We start from the raw sequence: 16,994 nt of genomic DNA on the forward strand, positions 1-16,994 counted from the left end.
GCCGATGTATCGCGACAATTCGCTCGTCCCGATCGAGACCGTGCGGATCGCCGCATTGGGTGCGCTCGCGACCAAGCCCCGGACCTACGGCGAGATCGCGGCCGATGTGCGCCTGTTCACGAGCCGCATCGTCGGCCCGTCGCTCGATCTCATGGGCATCTCGATCGAGCTCCTGCGCGCCGAAGGCGTGGTCGAGACCCTGGTGGAGGACGCGGAGCAGAAGGACCCGCGCCTGACGTTGACGCCGGCCGGCCATGAGATGCTGCTGCGGCTGCTGCAGGCGCCGATCCGCTCGCCCAATACCGAGCTCAGCCGCCTCGTCGTCGCCCTCAAGATGCGCTTCCTGCATCTGCTCGAGCCGGCCGCCCGGCAGGAGCAGGTGGCGATCCTGCGCACGCTCACCGTCGCCGAGCGCCAGCGCTATGTCGAGCTCGAGGAACAGAGCGACGGCGCCAACCTGTTCAAGGACTGGCTGGCGCTGCAGATCCAGCTGCTCGACACCCGCCTCGCCTGGCTCGACGGCTTCAGCACGCGCTGCGTCTGAGACAGACAATTCCCGCGTAGGCGGGAATCCAGGGCACCCACTCCACTCTTCCTGAATGGCGCCGTTCGCCCGCTCTGGATCCCCGCCTGCGCGGGGATGACGGATTTTGGCTAGAACAGATGCTGCCCGCCGGTCACGAAGATCTCCGTGCCGGTGATGTAGGCGGACTCCGCGGCGCACAGGTAGAAGATCGTCGACGCCACGTCGTCGGGCTGGCCGAGGCGATTCAACGGGATGCGCGGGATCAGCACGTCGGTGTTGGGCGAGAGCATCGCCGTTTCGATCTCGCCGGGGGCGACGGCGTTGACGCGCACGCCCAGCTGGGCGAATTCGACCGCCATCTCGCGGGTCAAGGCCGAGAGCGCCGCCTTCGAGGTCGAGTAGGCGGAGCCCGCGAAAGGATGCACCGCATGGCCCGCAATCGAGGTCACGTTGACGATCGCCCCCTTGGCGCGTGCCAGATGCGGCGCCAGCGCCCGGCCCAAGGCCAAGGGCGTGAAGAAATTGAGCTGGAACACGCGATGCCAGTCGGCGAGATCGCCGTTGAGGCAGCCCAGGCGTTCCTGGAACGGCGTCTTGGGCGAGACGCCGGCATTGTTGACGAGCGCGTTCAAGGACCCGCCGCCGAGCTCGTCGCGCACCTCGGCAAGGAACTGGTCGAGCGCCTCCGGCTCGGCCAGGTCGGCGGTGATATGGCGGGTCCAGTTCGGGTCCCGCCGGCATTCCGGCGGCACGACGTCGCGACTGACCGTGATGACGCGCCAGCCGGCGTCGCTGAAGCGCTTGACCGTTGCGTGCCCGATGCCGCGGCTGGCGCCGGTCAGGAGGAGGACGGGTTTTTCGCTCTGCATGGTGCCGGGGAATGTAGGCAGAGCGCCGGCCCGATGCCAGTCCCTATTCCACCCGCCCTATTCCACCCGCTCTATTCCGCTGGCAGGGTGGCCAAGTCGTCGCGCGCGAGATCGGCCAGCGACTTGCCCGCTGCATCGGGGTCGGACACTTGAGCCGGGATCACGTCCGGCGCCATGTCGACGACCTGCTGGTAATAGCGCCGCGCCTCGGCGAACCGGCCGAGCCGCTGGGCGACCACACCCAGGTTCAAGAGCACGTAGGGATCGTTCGGGAAGGCCTGCTTCGCCTGCACCAGATATTGCTCGGCCTTGAGCCAGTCGCCGGTGCCGATCGCCTCGAAGCCGCGCTGATAGGCCTGTTGCGCCGTCGCCGCCGTCTGGTTGAGCCCGGGATCGTCGCTGCCGCACGCGGCGAGCGCCAGCGCCAGCCCGACGAGGAGAGGTGCTGCCGCCCGCATCACGGATAGAGCCTTTGGGTCGTCCAGCCGTCGCGCTCGGCCGTAAAGATCAGCCGGTCGTGCAGGCGGAATTCCCGGTCCTGCCAGAACTCGATCCGGGTCGGTGTCACGCGGAAGCCCGACCAGAACGGCGGCCGCGGCACCGTCTCGCCCGGAAATTTCGCGTCATACTCGCGGATGCGCGCCTCGAAGGTCGAGCGGGCGTCGAGCGGCCGCGACTGGTCGGACGCCCAGGCGCCGATCCGGCTGTCGCGCGGGCGGCCCGCGAAATAGGCGTCGGCCTCGGCATCCGTCACCATCGAGACCGGCCCCTCGATGCGGACCTGCCGCTTCAGCGACTTCCAATGGAAGCAGAGTGCCGCCCGCGGGTTGGCCTTGAGCTCCAGCCCTTTGCGCGAATCGAGGTTGGTGTAGAAGACGAAGCCGCGCCGATCGAGCCCCTTCAAGAGCACGACCCTGACCGAGGGAAAGCCGTCGGGCGTCGTGGTCGCAAGCGTCATCGCGTTCGGGTCGGCCGGCTCGCTCGCCTTCGCCTCCGCATACCACACATCGAACAGATCGTAGGGATCCGAAGCCTCGTCCATCACGCTCTCCAGCAGCGGCGCCATGCCTGCATGATCCGACGGCGGCGGGACGTCGTGCAACCCCCGGAACTGCGCGCCTGGGGCGAGCCCGGAGCGTACCCCGGCACGCCCGCTCGAGGGACCTCGCCGTCACGTTTGCTTGAGGGCAGCTTTACGGAACGGTAACCGGCTGGCAGGATATTCCGGACCATGGATCCATACGCTATCCTCCAGGTCGGGCGCGACGCCAGCCCGGAAGAGATCAAGCGGTCGTACCGCAAACTCGCCAAGGAACTGCACCCGGACTTGCATCCGAACAATCCGGCGAGCGCCCGGCGCTTCAACGACATCACGGCCGCCTATGACGTGCTCTCGGACGACGCCAAGCGTCGCCAATACGACAGCCAGGTCGCCGCGGCCGAAGCCGCCGCGCGCGCAGGACACCGGCGCGGCAATCCGTTCGACCGCAGCAATCAATTCGAGGACGACGGGCTCGACAATTTCTTTGGCCGCGGCAACCGTGGTTGGGGCTTCCGCCGCGAGGCCGCCGGCAAGGGACCGAAATTGCGCGGCGCCGACATTTATCAGTCGCTGACCGTCTCGTTCGTCGAGGCGGCCGTCGGCACGCGGAAGCGCATCGTCATCAAGGACCAGCGCACGCTCGACGTCGCGATCCCGCCCTTGACCCAGGACGGCCAGTCGCTGAGGCTCAAGGGCCAGGGCGGCGCCGGTGCCAACGGCGGCCCGGCCGGCGACGTGTTCGTCGAAATCAATGTCGAGCCCCATGCGCTCTTCACCCGGCGCGACCACGACATCCTGATGACGCTGCCGGTGACCCTGCCCGAGGCGGTGCTGGGCGCCACGGTCACAGTACCGACCGTGCATGGCCTGGTCTCGCTCAAGATCCCCAAGGGCTCCAACACCGACACGGTGCTGCGCCTGCGCGGCAAGGGTCTGATCGCGCCCGGCTCGGTCCTCCAGGGCGATCAGCTCGTCACGCTCAAGATCGTGCTGCCCACTGCCAAGGACGGCGAGCTCGCCGACTTCGTCGAGCAATGGTCGAAGCGCAACAGCTATAGTGTCCGGCCGAAATACTGACCCCGCCGGAATACTGACCCCGAGAGCGGATCAACCCTCGCGCAGCATGTCGGCGACCGTTGCCTCGAGCGCGGTCTGTTCCGCCGTGGTGACCGGCTGCCAGTGCCGGCCCAGGCGCTGGCTGCGCCTTCCGCGCCGGTAGTCGGGTTCAGTCTCGACCGCGCGCTTCAAGTCGCCGAGCCGCGTCGATGCAAGATCGCGCGCCAGCACCCAGCCGCCGTCGACACTCGCCGCGACGAAGCCCCCGGCCAACAGCCGGTCGAGGCAGTTGGCGAGCACGCCGACCGGAGCCGCGAGCCGACCGGCCATGGTGCGGAACTGCATGGAGCCGCCGGTCCGCCCCTGCTCGACCAGGAGCGCCAGCACGGCGAGCCCGAGGTCGAGGTCGACCCGCGCCTGCGCCAGCGCCTCTTCCGGGGCGGCCAGGCCCCAGAGCGGCACCGCGGCCGCCACCTCGGCGCCGAACAGCACGACGCCCCACGAGAGATACATCCACAGGAGAAAGATCGGGATCACCGCCATCGCGCCGTAGATCGCCTGATAAGAGTTGAAATGGGCGAGATAGAGCGTGAAGCCGGCTTTGCAGATCTCGAACAGCACGGTGGCGATGAGCGCGCCGATCGTCCCGTCGCGCCAGCGCACCGGGCAATGGGGGATGAGGCAGAACAAGAGGGTGAAGCCCAGCCATTCGAGCATGAACGGGGCATAGGCGGCGAGCACCCTTAAGCTTTCCTCGATCACGTGGTGCGACGCGCCGACCACGGCCAGGTCGCGGGTAATGCCGTTGAGGTTGGCCGTGACGGAAAGGCCGACGCCGAACAGGAGGGGCCCGAGCGTCAGCATGGTCCAGTAGATCAGGATCCGCGCCATCCAGCGCCGGGGCGCGTGCACCCGCCAGATCGCGTCCAGCCGGTCCTCGATCGTGGCGAGCAGCATGATCGCCGTCACCGCCAGCACGAGCAGGCCGATCGCCGTGGTCTTGCCGGCGCTCTGCGCGAAGCTGCTGATATATTCCTCGACCGTGGCGCCGACGGTCGGCACGAAATTGTCGAACATCAGCCGCAGCGCCCGCTCGCGCAGCTTGTCGAAGATCGGGAAGGCCGAGAGCACGGCCAGGCTGATCGCGAGCAGCGGCACGATCGAGACCAGCGTCGTGTAGCTCAGGGCGCCCGCGGCGGCGAAGCAGCCGTCCTCGATGAAGCGCTTCACCACATGGCGCAAGAAACGGACGGCACGATCCCACAGCTGCTCGGCCGGCTGCTGCGCATCCGGGACCGGCTGGGATTGGGGTGGGGGCTGGGGTCGGGCCGGTGCCGTCGCCACGCGCTCCCGTTCGGCCGCCTTCTGCTCGATCATGCCTTGCGCCATGGCCGTCGCCCGGAGGAAACAGGATCCCCCGAGGGACGGATCCCAACTGTACGAGGGCGATGCGCCCTTTCCAAGCTTGGGCGCACGCATCCGGGGTCCAGGGGCATTCCCGCCGCCCGGTCCTTTCGTGTAGCATCGCGCCCAGTTTTGACCGTTATGCATTCAGGAGCAGCCATCTTATGGCGAACGTTGGGACCCTAATGGCCGGCAAGCGAGGCCTGATCATGGGCGTGGCGAACCATATGTCGCTCGCCTGGCACATCGCCCAGGCCGTCCATGCCCAAGGGGGAGAGCTCGCCTTCACCTATCAGGGCGAAGCGCTGGAAAAGCGCGTGCGCCCGCTCGCGTCCAGCATCGGTTCGGATTTCCTCGTCGAATGCGACGTGACCGACGAGGCCTCGATGGACCGGACGTTCCAGGCGCTGGCCGACCGCTGGGGCGCGATCGATTTCGTCGTCCATGCGGTGGGCTTTTCGGACAAGGAGGAGCTGAAGGGGCGCTATTGCGACACGACGCGCAGCAATTTCCTGCGGACGCTCGACATCTCCTGCTTCTCCTTCACCGACGTCTGCAAGCGGGCGAGCACGCTCATGCCCAATGGCGGCAGCCTGGTGACACTCACCTACCTCGGCGCCGAGCGCGTCATGCCGAACTACAACGTCATGGGCGTCGCCAAGGCAGCGCTCGAGACCAGCGTGCGCTATCTCGCGGTCGACCTCGGCGGCCAGGGTATCCGCGTCAACGGCATCTCCTACGGCCCGGTCAAGACCTTGGCCGCGTCCGGCATCAGCGACTTCCGCTACATCCTGAAGTGGAACCAGTATAACTCGCCCCTGAAGCGCAATGTCTCGAACGAGGACGTCGGCGGTAGCGGGCTCTATTTCGTGAGCGATCTCTCGAGCGGCGTCTCGGGCGAGATCCACCACGTCGACTGCGGCTATCACGTGGTCGGCATGAAGGCGGTCGACGCGCCGGACATTTCCGTCGTCTGACACCCTCACGCTCCCGCTGACGCGGGTCCCTCCCTCTTCCGTTCAGCGGGAGAGGGTCGGGGTGAGGGCGTCGCCCGCGCATCGGTCGTCGAACAGAGGTAAGAGATATGGCCGGCAACAGCTTCGGCGCCCAATTCCGCTTCACCACCTGGGGCGAGAGCCACGGGCCCGCGATCGGCTGCGTCGTCGACGGTGTGCCGCCGCGCGTGCCGCTCGCCGAGGCCGACCTGCAGCAATGGCTCGACCGGCGCAAGCCCGGCCAGTCGCGCTTCACGACCCAGCGGCAGGAGCCCGACCGGGTGCGCATCCTGTCGGGCGTGTTCGAGGGCCTGACCACCGGCACGCCGATCTCGCTCGAGATCCTGAACGAGGACCAGCGGTCCAAGGACTATGGCGAGATCAAGGACAAGTTCCGCCCGGGCCACGCCGACTATACCTACTTCGCGAAATACGGCATCCGCGACTATCGCGGCGGCGGCCGGTCGTCGGCGCGCGAGACCGCGTCCCGCGTTGCCGCCGGCGGCGTCGCGCGCGCCGTACTGACGGCGCTCATCGGCCCCGGCATCCAGATCCGCGGCGCGCTCGTCCAGATGGGCCCGCACAAGATCGACCGCGCGCGCTGGGACTGGGCCCAAATCGAGCAGAACCCGTTCTGGTGCCCCGATCCGGTCGCGGCGGCCGAATGGGAGAGCTATCTCGACGGCGTGCGCAAGGCGGGCTCCTCGATCGGCGCCGTCATCGAGGTCGTGGCCTCCGGCGTGCCGGCCGGGCTCGGCAACCCGATCTATCAGAAGCTCGATGCCGACCTCGCCTCTGCCATGATGTCGATCAATGCGGTAAAGGCGGTCGAGATCGGCGACGGCTTCGCGGCGGCCGCGCTTTCGGGCGAGGAGAATGCCGACGAGATGCGCATGGGCAATGACGGCGTGCGCTTTCTCTCGAACCATGCGGGCGGCATCCTGGGCGGCATCTCGAGCGGCCAGGACGTGGTGGTACGCTTTGCGGTCAAGCCGACAAGCTCGATCCTGCAGCCGCGCCGCACGGTCGACAGCGCCGGCAACGAGACCGAGATCGTGACCAAGGGGCGGCACGACCCGTGCGTCGGCATTCGCGCCGTGCCGGTCGGCGAGGCGATGATGGCCCTGGTGTTGGCCGACCACGTGCTGCAGCATCGCGCACAGTGCGGCTAGACCACGGTCCTGGATGCGCCTCATCCGCCGGACGCGCCTCGCCAGCTTTCTGCTGGGCGCCCTGATCGGAGCGAGCCTTGCGGCGGCCGCCGCGATCCGGCCGACATCCGCCGCCGACATCGCCGGGCCGCACCTGGCGCTCGTCATCAAGACGTTCCGCAATCCCTATTTCAAGACCATGGTCGAGGGTGCCAAGGATGGGGCGGCCGATTTCGGTGCCTCGCTCGAGGTCGCGGCACCCGATTTCGAGACGTCGGTCGACCAGCAGATCGACATCATCGATCGGCTGGTAAGCCAAAAGGTCGACGGCATCGTGGTCGCCCCTGCGGACTCGGTCCGCGTGATCCCGGCGCTGAAGCGGGCCGAGGCGGCAAGCATTCCGATCGTCAACATCGATAACCCGATCGATCGCCAGGCCGCGATTGCGGCCGGCCTGACCCCGCCGCCGCTCGTGACGGTCGACAACAGCGACGGCGCCTATCGCGCGGTCAAGTCCGTGCTGGCGTCGTTTCCGCTGGCGCAGGCCCCGATCAAGGCCGCGATCATCGAGGGCATCCCAGGCGCGGAGAACGGCGAGGCGCGCAAGGCCGGGGCGTTGAAGGCATTCGCCGAGCAGCCCCGTGTCCAGATCGTGGCATCCGAGAGCGGCAATTGGGAGCGCGACGAAGGAGAACGGGTCGCAGCGGCGATCATCGCCCGGACGCCGGACCTCGATCTCTTGTTCTGCGCCAACGACAACATGGCGCTGGGCGCGCTCGCCGCGCTCGCCGCGCTCGGCGCCGCCGGCGCCCATGCCAAGATCATCGGCTACGACGCCTTGCCGGAAGCGCTCGAGGCCGTGCGCAACGGCGCGCTGGCCGCGACCGTCGACCAGCGCGCCGCCCGCCAGGGCCACATCGCCGTCGAATATCTGATGAAGCGCCTGAACGGCGAGAGCGTGCCGCCGGAAAGCTTCGTCGACGTGCGCATCGTCTCGGAATAGCGCCCGCCGGGCTTCGCTCAAAACCGCGGGAGCGGGCTCGCCCGGCCGGCGGTTTGTGCTAGGCTCGGGCGCAAATTCAACGGCAACCGAGACGCATGATGCCGCAACCCGACCATATCTCGGCCCTTGGTACGACGGACCCGGCCGAGCTCGACGACGACCTCCAGGCGATCTACACGAAATGCGTGGAGAAGCTGGGCTTCGTGCCGAACGTCTACCACGCCTACAGCCTGCGCCCGGCCAAGCTCCGCAACTTCATCAACATGTACAACGAGCTGATGCTGGCGCCCTCGGGCCTCTCCAAGCTCGAGCGCGAGATGGTCGCCGTCACCGTGTCGTCCGCCAACCGCTGCTATTATTGCCTGGTCGCCCATGGCCAGGCGGTACGCCGGCTTTCGGGCGATCCGGAGCTGGGCGAGATGATCGCGCTCAACTATCGGGTGGCCAAACTCGACGCTCGTCAGCGCGCCATGCTCGATTTCGCTTGGAAGCTGACGACGACACCCCATCTCGTCGACGACGGCGACCGCGATGCGCTGCGCCGGGCGGGCTTGAGCGAGGAGGACATCTTCGACCTCGCCGAGACGACCGCGTTCTTCAACCTGTCGAACCGGATGGCGTCCGCGACCGACATGATGCCCAACCGCGAGTATCACAAACTCGATCGCTGAGCGCCGCGGCCTCACATCCTTTCGTCAGCTTAAGCGATCAGGAACCTTCGTCCCATGCGCTTCATCCTGTGGTTCTTCGCCGTGATCGGCGTGATCGCCGTTGCCGTGTTCGGGCTCGGCGCCTATGCGGCGTACCATTTCGCCTCGAAGACGCCCGAGATCGCCGACACGACGGTCCTGCGCTTCGACTTCCAGCGCCCGATGACCGAGCGGGCCTCGGTCGGGCTCGCGAGCCAGCTGCTCGGCAACCATGCGCAGAGCTTCACCGACACGATCGACGCCATCCGCCGTGCCGCCGACGACCCGCGCGTGCGCGGGCTGGTGGCGCGCACCGGCGAGGTGCCCTTGGGCCTGGGCCAGGTCCAGGAGCTGCGCGACGCGATCGGCCAGTTCCGCAGCCACGGCAAGTTCGCCTATGCCTATGCCGAGACCTTCGGTGACCTGGGCGGCGGCACGCGCGCTTATTATCTCTCGACCGCGTTCGACGAGATCTGGCTGCAGCCGGTGGGCGCGGTCGGCCTGATCGGCGTCGCGGCCGAGCTGCCGTTCTTCAAGGGCACGCTCGACAAGCTGGGCGTCACCGCCGCGTTCGACCGGCGTGCGGAATACAAGTCGGCGATGACCCAGATGACCGCGACGAAGCTGCCCGACACGGATCGCGAGGCGTTCGTCGGCCTCATCCACTCCGTGTACGACCAGACGGCGAACGGCATCGCGGACGCCCGCAAGCTCAAGCCCGACGAGGTGCGCACGCTGATCGACAACGGCCCGTACCTGACCGACGAGGCACTGGCGAAGCGCCTCGTCGACCATGTCGGCTATGCCGACGAGGCGTTCGAGGCCGCGCGCAAGAAGGCGGGATCGGGTGCGAAGCTCATGAACGGGCCCGAGTACCTGACCGCCGCCAAGGTCGGTGCGCCGACGGGCCAGGTGATCGCCCTGGTGCGCGCGGTCGGCGAGATCCGCAGCGGCCATAACCCGGACGGCCCGGCCAGCGACGAGGACGGTGTCGCCGCAGACGACCTCGTCAAGGCGCTCGACCAGGCGCGGCGCGACAGCGCGGTCAAGGCGGTCGTGCTGCGCATCGATAGCCCGGGCGGCTCGGCGATCGCGTCGGAGACGATCTGGCGCGCGGTCAAGCGGACCCATGACGCGGGCAAGCCGGTCGTGGTCAGCATGGGCAATGTTGCCGCCTCCGGCGGCTATTACATCGCGACGCCGGCCGACAAGATCGTGGCCGAGCCGGGCACGCTCACCGGTTCGATCGGCGTGTTCAGCGGCAAGCTCATCACCGGCGGCCTGTGGGACAAGATCGGCGTCAGCTGGGACGAGGTGAGCCAGGGCCGCAATGCCGGCATCGACAGCTCGCTGCACGACTTCACGCCGGACCAGCACGACAAGTTCGAGCGTTCGCTCGATCAGGTCTATCACGCCTTCATCGGCCATGTGGCCGACGGCCGCAAGCTCGACCCGGTCAAGGCCGAGGCCATCGCCAAGGGCCGCGTCTGGACGGGCGCCCAGGCCAAGGACAACGGGCTCGTCGACGCGCTGGGCGGCCTCGACACGGCGGTCACGCTCGCGAAGCAGGCGGCGCATATCGCCCCCGACGCAACGATCACGCTCCGGCCCTATCCGCAGCCGAAGTCCACGGTCGAGCGCATCATGGCCGACCTGTCGGACGGGAACGAGGACGGCAGCAGCGCCCGCGCCGCGGCGGCGATCGACCGGCTTGCCGCCCTGGCGCCGCTCCTCGCCCGGCTCGATGCCGTGACGCGCGCGCTCGAAGATACCGACGGCGCGCGCGCGACGATGCCGCCGGTCGAACTCGGCCACTAAGGGAGGCGAGGCTGCCGATGGTGCCGTTCGACCCGATCCTCGCCCGCGCCGTCGAGCGGCATGGCGAGGCCGCCGTCAATAATGCGCTGCCGACGGTCAAGAGTGCGGAAGAACTCGCCGCCGTGCCGGACGACCGCTATCTCTCGCTCCTTTGCCTGCGCGTGTTCCGCGCCGGCTTGAAGCATTCGCTCGTCGACCAGAAATGGCCGGGTTTCGAGGCCGTGTTCCACGGCTTCGACCCCGCGGCCGTCGCGGCCATGACCGAGGAGGAGCTGGAGCCGCTCATGGGCGACACGCGGCTCATCCGCCATTGGGGCAAGCTCAAGTCCGTGCCGGCCAATGCGGCCGCCCTCCGCGCGATCTCGGCAGAGGCCGGCGGCTTCGGGCGCTGGCTCGCCTCGTTCCCGGCCGAGCGGACGCTCGAACTCTGGGACGCGCTTTCCAAGCGCTTCACCCAGCTCGGCGGCGATTCGGCCCCGCGCTTCCTGCGCATGGCCGGGCGCGACACGTTCGTCTTCAGCCCGTCGGTCGAGGTAGCGCTCGTCGAATGGGGCATCACCGACGGCGGCAAGGGCAAGGCCGCGCGCGCCGGGGCCGCGGCACAATTCGTCGAATGGCGCCGCACGACCGGCCGGCCGCTCGCCCATCTGTCGATGATCCTCGCCTACTCGGTGCCGGAGTAGCGACGGCACGTCAGCGACTTAACATTCCCGCCTCGCGCGGGAATAACGAATTGAGTGTCACCCGCCGAATGCATCGATGACGAAGGCATATTCCTCGGCGACCTCGATCAGGCGGTCGAAGCGGCCGGACTTGCCGCCGTGGCCGGCGCCCATGTTGGTCTTCGATACCAGCACATTGTCGTCGGTCTTGAGCGCCCTGAGCTTCGCCGCCCATTTCGCCGGTTCCCAGTAGGTGACGCGCGGGTCATTCAAGCCCGCGGTGATCATCAGCGGCGGATAGGCCTGCGCCTCGACATTGTCGTAGGGCGAATAGGAGCGGATATGCTCGAACGCCGCCCGGTCGGTGATGGGGTTGCCCCATTCCGGCCATTCCGGCGGCGTCAGCGGCAGGCTCGCGTCCTGCATGGTGTTGAGCGCGTCGACGAACGGCACATGGGCCACGACCGCGCGCCAGAGCTCCGGCGCCTCGTTGACGATGACGCCCATGAGCTGGCCGCCGGCCGAGCCGCCAGAGGCCGAAATGCCGCCGGGTGCGGCATAACCTTCGGCCTCAAGAAAGCGCGCCGCATCGATGAAGTCGTTGAACGTGTTGTGCCGCCGGTCGAGCTTGCCCGCCTCGTACCAGCCGTATCCCAGCTCGTCGCCGCCGCGGATGTGGGCGATCGCATAGGCGAAGCCGCGGTCCAAGAGCGAGATGCGTGCCGAGCTGAAGCTCGGGCTCATGCCGAGGCCGTAGGCGCCATAGCCATAGAGATGCAGCGGCTTGCCCCGGCCCTTCGTCCAGCCCTTGCGATAGACGAGTGAGATCGGCACCAGCGCGCCGTCGCGCGCCGGCGCCATCAGCCGCTCGGTCGCATAGTCGCCCGGATCGTAGCCCGACGGGATCTCCTGGACCTTGAGCACGGTCAGGCGCCGCTCGGTGACGTCGAAGTCATAGGTCGTGGCCGGCGTCGCCATCGAGGAATATTCGAGCCGGATCGTGGCAGGATCGACCGCCGGCGTGGCGCCGATGCCCGCCTGATAAGCGGCCTCCGGGAATTCAACCGCGAATTCCGTGCCGTCGGCCTGGCGCAGGATGACCTGGTCGAGGCCGTTATGGCGCTCTTCCAGCGCCAGGAACCGCTGGAACGCGACGAGACCGCGGATATAGCGCTGGTCGCTGCCGGCGATCAGCTCGACCCAATAGGCCGGCTCGGGCGCAGTGAGCGACGCGCGCACGACGCGGAAATTCTTGTGCGTGTCGTTGACGCGGATATAGAGCGCGCCGCCGCCATGGTCGACATGGTACTCGCGCCCCGGCTCGCGCGCGGCGATGAGGTGCTGGATCGCGAACGGGTCGGCCGCCGGCACGAAGCGCACCTCGCTCGTCACATGGTCGCCGGTCAGGAGGAAGATCACCTCGCGGCTCTGGGACTTGGCGACGCCGACGCGGAAGCCCTCGTCCGTCTCCTCGTAGAGCACCTGGTCTTCCGACACCGGGCGGCCCAGCACGTGGGCGCGGATCTGGTAGGGTCGCCAAGCTTGGTTCACGACCGTATAGAGCAGCACGCGCCCGTCGGCCGACCAGACCGGCTGGCCCATCGTCTCCGGGATCTCGACCGGCAGCAGGGCACCGGTTTCCAGGTTCTTGACGTGCAGCGTGAAGCGCTCGGCGCCGCTGTCGTCGGCGCTATAGGCCAGCAGCTTGCCGTCGGGGCTGACCGAGAAGGCGGCGAGCTTGAAGAATTCCTTGCCCTCGGCCAGCGCCGGCTCGTCGAGCAACAGCTCCTCGGGCCCGCCCCCAACCGGCCGGCGATACCATTTGCGATACTGCGCACCGGTCTCGAAGCGCCACTGGTAGAGATGGCCGTTCTCCTCGACCGGCACCGAGGCATCGTCCTCCTTGATGCGCCCCTTCATCTCGGCGAACAGCGTCTCGACCAGCGGCTCGAGCGGCTGCATCACCGCGCGGAAATAGGCGTTCTCGGCCTCGAGATGGGCCAGGATCTCCGGATCGTCGACCGTCGGGTATTTCGGGTCGCGCAGCCAATGGTACGGGTCCTCGATCATGACGCCGTGCCGCTCGTAGCTGTGGGGCTTCAAGGCAGCGACGGGTGGAACGGGGCGATCGGACATGGCTGGGGGCACTCTGAAGCTTAAGCGACGGGAGGCGGCACTCTAGCGGCGAACGGCCGGAAACGGAAAGGCCGCGACAGCGGCGGCAGGGTCATGGCCGCGACGCCGGTCAGCACCAGCACGAGCCCGCCCGCGGTGCGCCAGCCCGGCAGCTCGCCCAGGAACAGGATGCCGAGTGCCACCGAGACCGCGGCGCGGAGATAGGCGACGCTGGCGGTGCCGACCGAGCCCAGCGACGCCAGCAGCCGGAAATAGACGACGAAGGCGCCGGCGGTCGAGAACAGGCCGAGGGCGGCGAGCGCCAGGACGGAGTTCAGCGACGGCGCGGGCAACGTCCAAGGCCGCTCGATCAGGGCCGCCGCCGGCGCCATGACGAAGGCCGAGACGAGCGTCGAGCCTGCGGCCGGCACGATCGGCGGCAAGCCCGCAAAGGTCCGGCCGAAGATCGCCGCCACGGCGTAGCAGACCGTGGCGGCGACGATCGCGAGCTCAGCCACGACGTCGCCGCCGAGCCCGGCGCTGAGCGCCCCCGGCCCCACGATCGCGACGATGCCGGCGAGCCCCAAGAGCGTGCCCACGAGCTGGCGCAGGCCTGCCCGCTCGTGCCGGGTCCAGGCCCAGGTGATCAGGAACACGAAAATGGGCGTCGTCGAGTTGAGCACGCCAGCGAGGCCGCTCGGGACGCGCTCTTCGCCCCAGGCGATCAGGCTGAACGGCAAGATGCCGTTCATTGCCGCCTGGATCGCGAAATTGCGCCAGGCGAGCGGCCGGCGCGGCAAGAAGGTGCCCTGCCGCGCCATGACGAGCTGCAGCACCACGGTCGCGATCGTGACGCGCGTCGCGACCAGCGTCAGCGGCGGAATCGTCGCGACGGCGACGCGGATGAAGCCATAAGAGGCGCCCCACAGCAGCGCGAGGAGCAGCAGCAAGGCAAGATCGGACCGGCGAGCAGCGGGCATGGCGGCGACTCCGTCGTGGAAAACGTGCTGACCCTGCCACCGGCGGCAGGCCCACGCGCGTCCGAACGCTTCGGCCGCGGACGAAGCATCGCGTCTTGCCCATGGTCGCGGCGCCGACCATTCTCTTGTTCATGATTGCCGCATCGAATCTCGCTGAAGTCGCCGCGCTCGTCGGCGATCCCGCCCGCGCCAACATGCTGGCCGCGCTGATGGACGGCCGCGCGCTGACCGCCACCGAGCTCGCCTTCATGGCGCGCGTCACGCCGCAGACGGCGAGCGCCCATCTGGCGAAGCTTTCGGACTCTCACCTGCTCGCGGTGACGAAGCAGGGGCGGCACCGCTATTTCCGGCTCGCCTCGCCGCTCGTCGGCCGCATGCTCGAGGGCATCATGGCGGTGGCCGCAATCGAGGCGCCGCAGCGCCATCGCCCGCCGTCCGTCAAAGACGCCGCCCTTCGGCAGGCGCGCACCTGCTACGACCATCTGGCGGGGCGGCTCGGCGTTGCCCTCGCCGATGCGTTGACGGCGCGCGGCCATGTCGTGCTCGGCGATGACGGCGGCACGGTGACCGACAGCGGCACGGCGTTCTTCCAGGCAATCGGCATCGACCTCGCCACGAGCCACAAGCGGCAGCGCTGCTTCTGCCGGCCCTGCCTCGACTGGAGCGAACGCCGGCCGCATCTGGCCGGCAGCCTGGGGGCAGCGCTCGCCGACGCGGCCTTCGCACAAGGCTGGATCGAGCGGCTGCGCGACACGCGCGCCGTTGGCATCACCGCCGCCGGGCGCGAGCAGATGGTGCGCCTGTTCGGCCCGGAGCTGAGTACCGTATTTTTTTCGACCGAAAATTAGACAGGCTCAACCGGAAGGAGCAAGATCGGATCCCATGAACGCCGATTTGCTCCGGAGGTCGAGATGGTCGATCAGGCGCTCTATCCCGCCATTCGCGCGGCGATCAAACAGAACGAACTGGGCAATGCCTCGCCCTATTGCCTTTCTTATGCGCGGCTCGGCCAGAGCGGCGCCAGCTTCGGCATCTTCCAGGGCGACACCAACGTCAATCCGAGGGCGCGCGCGACGCTCAGCGACGTGCTGAACGCCGCCGGCATCGACGATACGAAAGCCGCGGCGATCCTGGCCGCCGTCAGCCGGCCGCTGCCCGCTGGCAACCCGTTGTCGCCGGACGATACCACCCTGGTCAACGACGCTCTCGCATCCGACCTTGGGCAGCCGCTGGTCGATGCCATGGATAATGGATTGATGCAGACTGTCTTGACCGGCATCGACAGCTGCGTCGCCGCGAGCGGCCAGCGGCCGATCGACCCGGCGGCGCAGCTCTACATGGCGCTCTGGATCAACATGACCGGCGCGCCGACAACCTTGTGCAAATGGCTCGGCGGCGACGAGATCGCCGGCCTGGCGCCGCCAGCGGGCGACGCGGTCGGCACGGAAGATATCTCGGCCTATCTGCAGGCGAGCGCCTATTTCCGCCAGAACCCGCGCAACTTCGCCCACCTGCAGGCCTCGGTCGAAGCGGGGGCGGCAGAGCTGCCGGCGAGCTGAGCGAGCGCGCGGCGACACCCTCACCCTCCCGCCGCTACGCGCCAGGTCCCTCCCTCTCCCGCAAGCGAGAGGGTTGGGGTGAGGGTCGCGCCGCCGTCCTCAACTCCGCGGCACGCGGCCTTCGATCGGGTAGGCCGGGTCGCTGTAGCCGGGCGTCGACGGATGACCGGTTGGCACCAGGCGGTCGACGAGCGCCTCGTCCTCGGCGGTGAAGCGGTAGGCCAAGGCGCCCATGTAATCGTCCCACTGCTCGATCGTGCGCGGCCCGGCGATCGCGGATGTCACGAGCCGGTTGTTCAGGACCCAGCTGACCGCGAACTGGCCGGCGGTGCCGCCGCGTGCCTCGGCATGGGCTTTGATCTCCTGCGCCAGCGCCAGCGATTCACGACGCCACTCCGTTTGCAGGATGCGCTTGTCCTGGCGGGCGACACGGCTGTCGTTCGGCGGCGGCGCATCGGGCGAGTATTTGCCGGTCAAGACACCGCGGGCGAGCGGGCTGTAGGGCACCACGCCCAGGCCATAGAAGCCGCAGGCCGGCAGATGCTCGACCTCCGGCACCCGGTTCATGGCGTTGTAGTAGGGCTGGCTCACCACCGGCCGGTCGATGCCCATCCGGTCGGCCAGATGACAGATCTCGGCAACGCGCCAGGAGCGATAGTTCGACACGCCGAAATAGCGGATCTTGCCCTGGCGCACGAGGTCGCCGATGGCACGCACCGTCTCGTCGAGCGGCGTCGAGAGATCCTCCTTATGCAGGTAATAGACGTCGATATAGTCGGTGCCGAGCCGCCGGAGGCTCGATTCTGCCGCCTGCATCACCCATTTGCGCGACAGGCCCCGCTCGTTCGGCCCGTCGCCCATGACGTTGCAGAGCTTGGTCGCCAAGACCCAGCGATCGCGCTGCTTGGCAATGGTGCGGCCGACGATCGCCTCCGACTCCCCGTCGTTGTAGGCATCGGCCGTGTCGATGAAATTGATGCCGGCATCGGCCGCCTTGGCGATGATGTGGGCCGCGTCCGCCTCCGCGGTCGGGCCGCCGAACATCATGGTGCCGAGGCACAGCGGCGAGACCTTGAGCCCGCTGCGCCCGAGGTTGCGGTAGTCCATGGCGAGGCTTCCTCTCTA

At 68.3% G+C, this 16,994-nt stretch carries 17 protein-coding genes; 10 read left to right on the forward strand and 7 right to left on the reverse strand.

From position 1 onward, the window contains the following. The first annotated feature begins 4 nt into the window (after window positions 1-4). Window positions 5-544 carry a hypothetical protein gene (locus IEY58_RS27540; RefSeq protein WP_189051378.1) on the forward strand — a complete coding sequence of 180 codons (540 nt, stop codon included), beginning with the start codon at window positions 5-7 and terminating at the stop codon, window positions 542-544. A gap of 110 nt (window positions 545-654) precedes the next feature. On the opposite strand, the gene IEY58_RS27545 is transcribed toward IEY58_RS27540, so the two are convergent. From IEY58_RS27545 to pdxH, 3 genes are all read right to left on the reverse strand, one after another. Then, window positions 655-1,395 carry an SDR family NAD(P)-dependent oxidoreductase gene (locus tag IEY58_RS27545; RefSeq protein WP_189051379.1) on the reverse strand — a complete coding sequence of 247 codons (741 nt, stop codon included), beginning with the start codon at window positions 1,393-1,395 and terminating at the stop codon, window positions 655-657. A 71-nt stretch (window positions 1,396-1,466) separates the two neighbouring features. Further along, window positions 1,467-1,853 carry a tetratricopeptide repeat protein gene (locus IEY58_RS27550; RefSeq protein ID WP_189051380.1) on the reverse strand — a complete coding sequence of 129 codons (387 nt, stop codon included), beginning with the start codon at window positions 1,851-1,853 and terminating at the stop codon, window positions 1,467-1,469. Further along, a complete protein-coding gene (gene pdxH, locus IEY58_RS27555) occupies window positions 1,853-2,461 on the reverse strand; it encodes a pyridoxamine 5'-phosphate oxidase (protein WP_189051381.1) in 609 nt (202 codons plus the stop codon). The genes IEY58_RS27550 and pdxH overlap by 1 nt, the downstream gene beginning before the upstream one ends. Window positions 2,462-2,626: 165 nt before the next feature. On the opposite strand from pdxH, the gene IEY58_RS27560 reads away from it, so the two are divergent. Then, window positions 2,627-3,514: a DnaJ C-terminal domain-containing protein gene (locus tag IEY58_RS27560; RefSeq protein WP_189051382.1), complete on the forward strand. Its 888-nt coding sequence runs from the start codon at window positions 2,627-2,629 to the stop codon at window positions 3,512-3,514. Window positions 3,515-3,544: 30 nt separating this feature from the next. Here IEY58_RS27560 and IEY58_RS27565 read toward each other — a convergent pair whose 3' ends face one another. Then, complete coding sequence (locus IEY58_RS27565) at window positions 3,545-4,870, reverse strand: YihY family inner membrane protein (RefSeq protein WP_189051383.1); 1,326 nt, start codon at window positions 4,868-4,870, stop codon at window positions 3,545-3,547. A gap of 191 nt (window positions 4,871-5,061) precedes the next feature. On the opposite strand from IEY58_RS27565, the gene fabI reads away from it, so the two are divergent. The 6 genes from fabI to IEY58_RS27595 all read left to right on the forward strand — a co-directional run bounded on the left by fabI (window position 5,062) and on the right by IEY58_RS27595 (window position 11,236). Continuing rightward, window positions 5,062-5,874, forward strand: a complete 813-nt coding sequence (gene fabI / locus IEY58_RS27570; RefSeq protein ID WP_189051384.1) for an enoyl-ACP reductase FabI — start codon at window positions 5,062-5,064, stop codon at window positions 5,872-5,874. Window positions 5,875-5,981: 107 nt separating this feature from the next. Next, window positions 5,982-7,064 (forward strand): chorismate synthase, encoded by a 1,083-nt coding sequence (gene aroC, locus IEY58_RS27575; RefSeq protein ID WP_189051385.1) that lies wholly within the window; start codon window positions 5,982-5,984, stop codon window positions 7,062-7,064. A gap of 13 nt (window positions 7,065-7,077) precedes the next feature. Next, complete coding sequence (locus IEY58_RS27580; protein WP_189051386.1) at window positions 7,078-8,046, forward strand: substrate-binding domain-containing protein; 969 nt, start codon at window positions 7,078-7,080, stop codon at window positions 8,044-8,046. Between the two features lie 95 nt (window positions 8,047-8,141). Continuing rightward, window positions 8,142-8,717, forward strand: coding sequence for a peroxidase-related enzyme (locus IEY58_RS27585; protein ID WP_407648464.1), 576 nt, complete (start codon window positions 8,142-8,144; stop codon window positions 8,715-8,717). Window positions 8,718-8,771: 54 nt separating this feature from the next. Beyond that, window positions 8,772-10,553 carry a signal peptide peptidase SppA gene (gene sppA / locus IEY58_RS27590; protein WP_189051387.1) on the forward strand — a complete coding sequence of 594 codons (1,782 nt, stop codon included), beginning with the start codon at window positions 8,772-8,774 and terminating at the stop codon, window positions 10,551-10,553. Between the two features lie 17 nt (window positions 10,554-10,570). Next, the gene (locus IEY58_RS27595) at window positions 10,571-11,236 is read left to right on the forward strand and encodes a DNA-3-methyladenine glycosylase I (RefSeq protein ID WP_189051388.1); all 666 of its coding nucleotides are present in this window, start codon (window positions 10,571-10,573) and stop codon (window positions 11,234-11,236) included. 57 nt (window positions 11,237-11,293) lie between these two features. Here IEY58_RS27595 and IEY58_RS27600 read toward each other — a convergent pair whose 3' ends face one another. Both IEY58_RS27600 and IEY58_RS27605 read right to left on the reverse strand, forming a co-directional pair. After that, window positions 11,294-13,351 (reverse strand): S9 family peptidase, encoded by a 2,058-nt coding sequence (locus IEY58_RS27600; RefSeq protein ID WP_189051389.1) that lies wholly within the window; start codon window positions 13,349-13,351, stop codon window positions 11,294-11,296. 20 nt (window positions 13,352-13,371) lie between these two features. Next, a complete protein-coding gene (locus IEY58_RS27605) occupies window positions 13,372-14,310 on the reverse strand; it encodes a DMT family transporter (protein ID WP_189051390.1) in 939 nt (312 codons plus the stop codon). Between the two features lie 101 nt (window positions 14,311-14,411). Here IEY58_RS27605 and IEY58_RS27610 point away from each other — a divergent pair, with 101 nt between their 5' ends. Both IEY58_RS27610 and IEY58_RS27615 read left to right on the forward strand, forming a co-directional pair. Then, on the forward strand, window positions 14,412-15,158 hold the full coding sequence (locus tag IEY58_RS27610; RefSeq protein WP_229744001.1) for an ArsR/SmtB family transcription factor: 747 nt from the start codon (window positions 14,412-14,414) through the stop codon (window positions 15,156-15,158). Window positions 15,159-15,221: 63 nt separating this feature from the next. Further along, window positions 15,222-15,869 carry a hypothetical protein gene (locus IEY58_RS27615; protein ID WP_189051391.1) on the forward strand — a complete coding sequence of 216 codons (648 nt, stop codon included), beginning with the start codon at window positions 15,222-15,224 and terminating at the stop codon, window positions 15,867-15,869. A 99-nt stretch (window positions 15,870-15,968) separates the two neighbouring features. Here IEY58_RS27615 and IEY58_RS27620 read toward each other — a convergent pair whose 3' ends face one another. Continuing rightward, complete coding sequence (locus IEY58_RS27620) at window positions 15,969-16,976, reverse strand: aldo/keto reductase (protein ID WP_189051392.1); 1,008 nt, start codon at window positions 16,974-16,976, stop codon at window positions 15,969-15,971. Between the last annotated feature and the right edge of the window lie 18 nt (window positions 16,977-16,994).

Source organism: Aliidongia dinghuensis, assembly GCF_014643535.1.
Lineage (GTDB): Bacteria > Pseudomonadota > Alphaproteobacteria > ATCC43930 > CGMCC-115725 > Aliidongia > Aliidongia dinghuensis.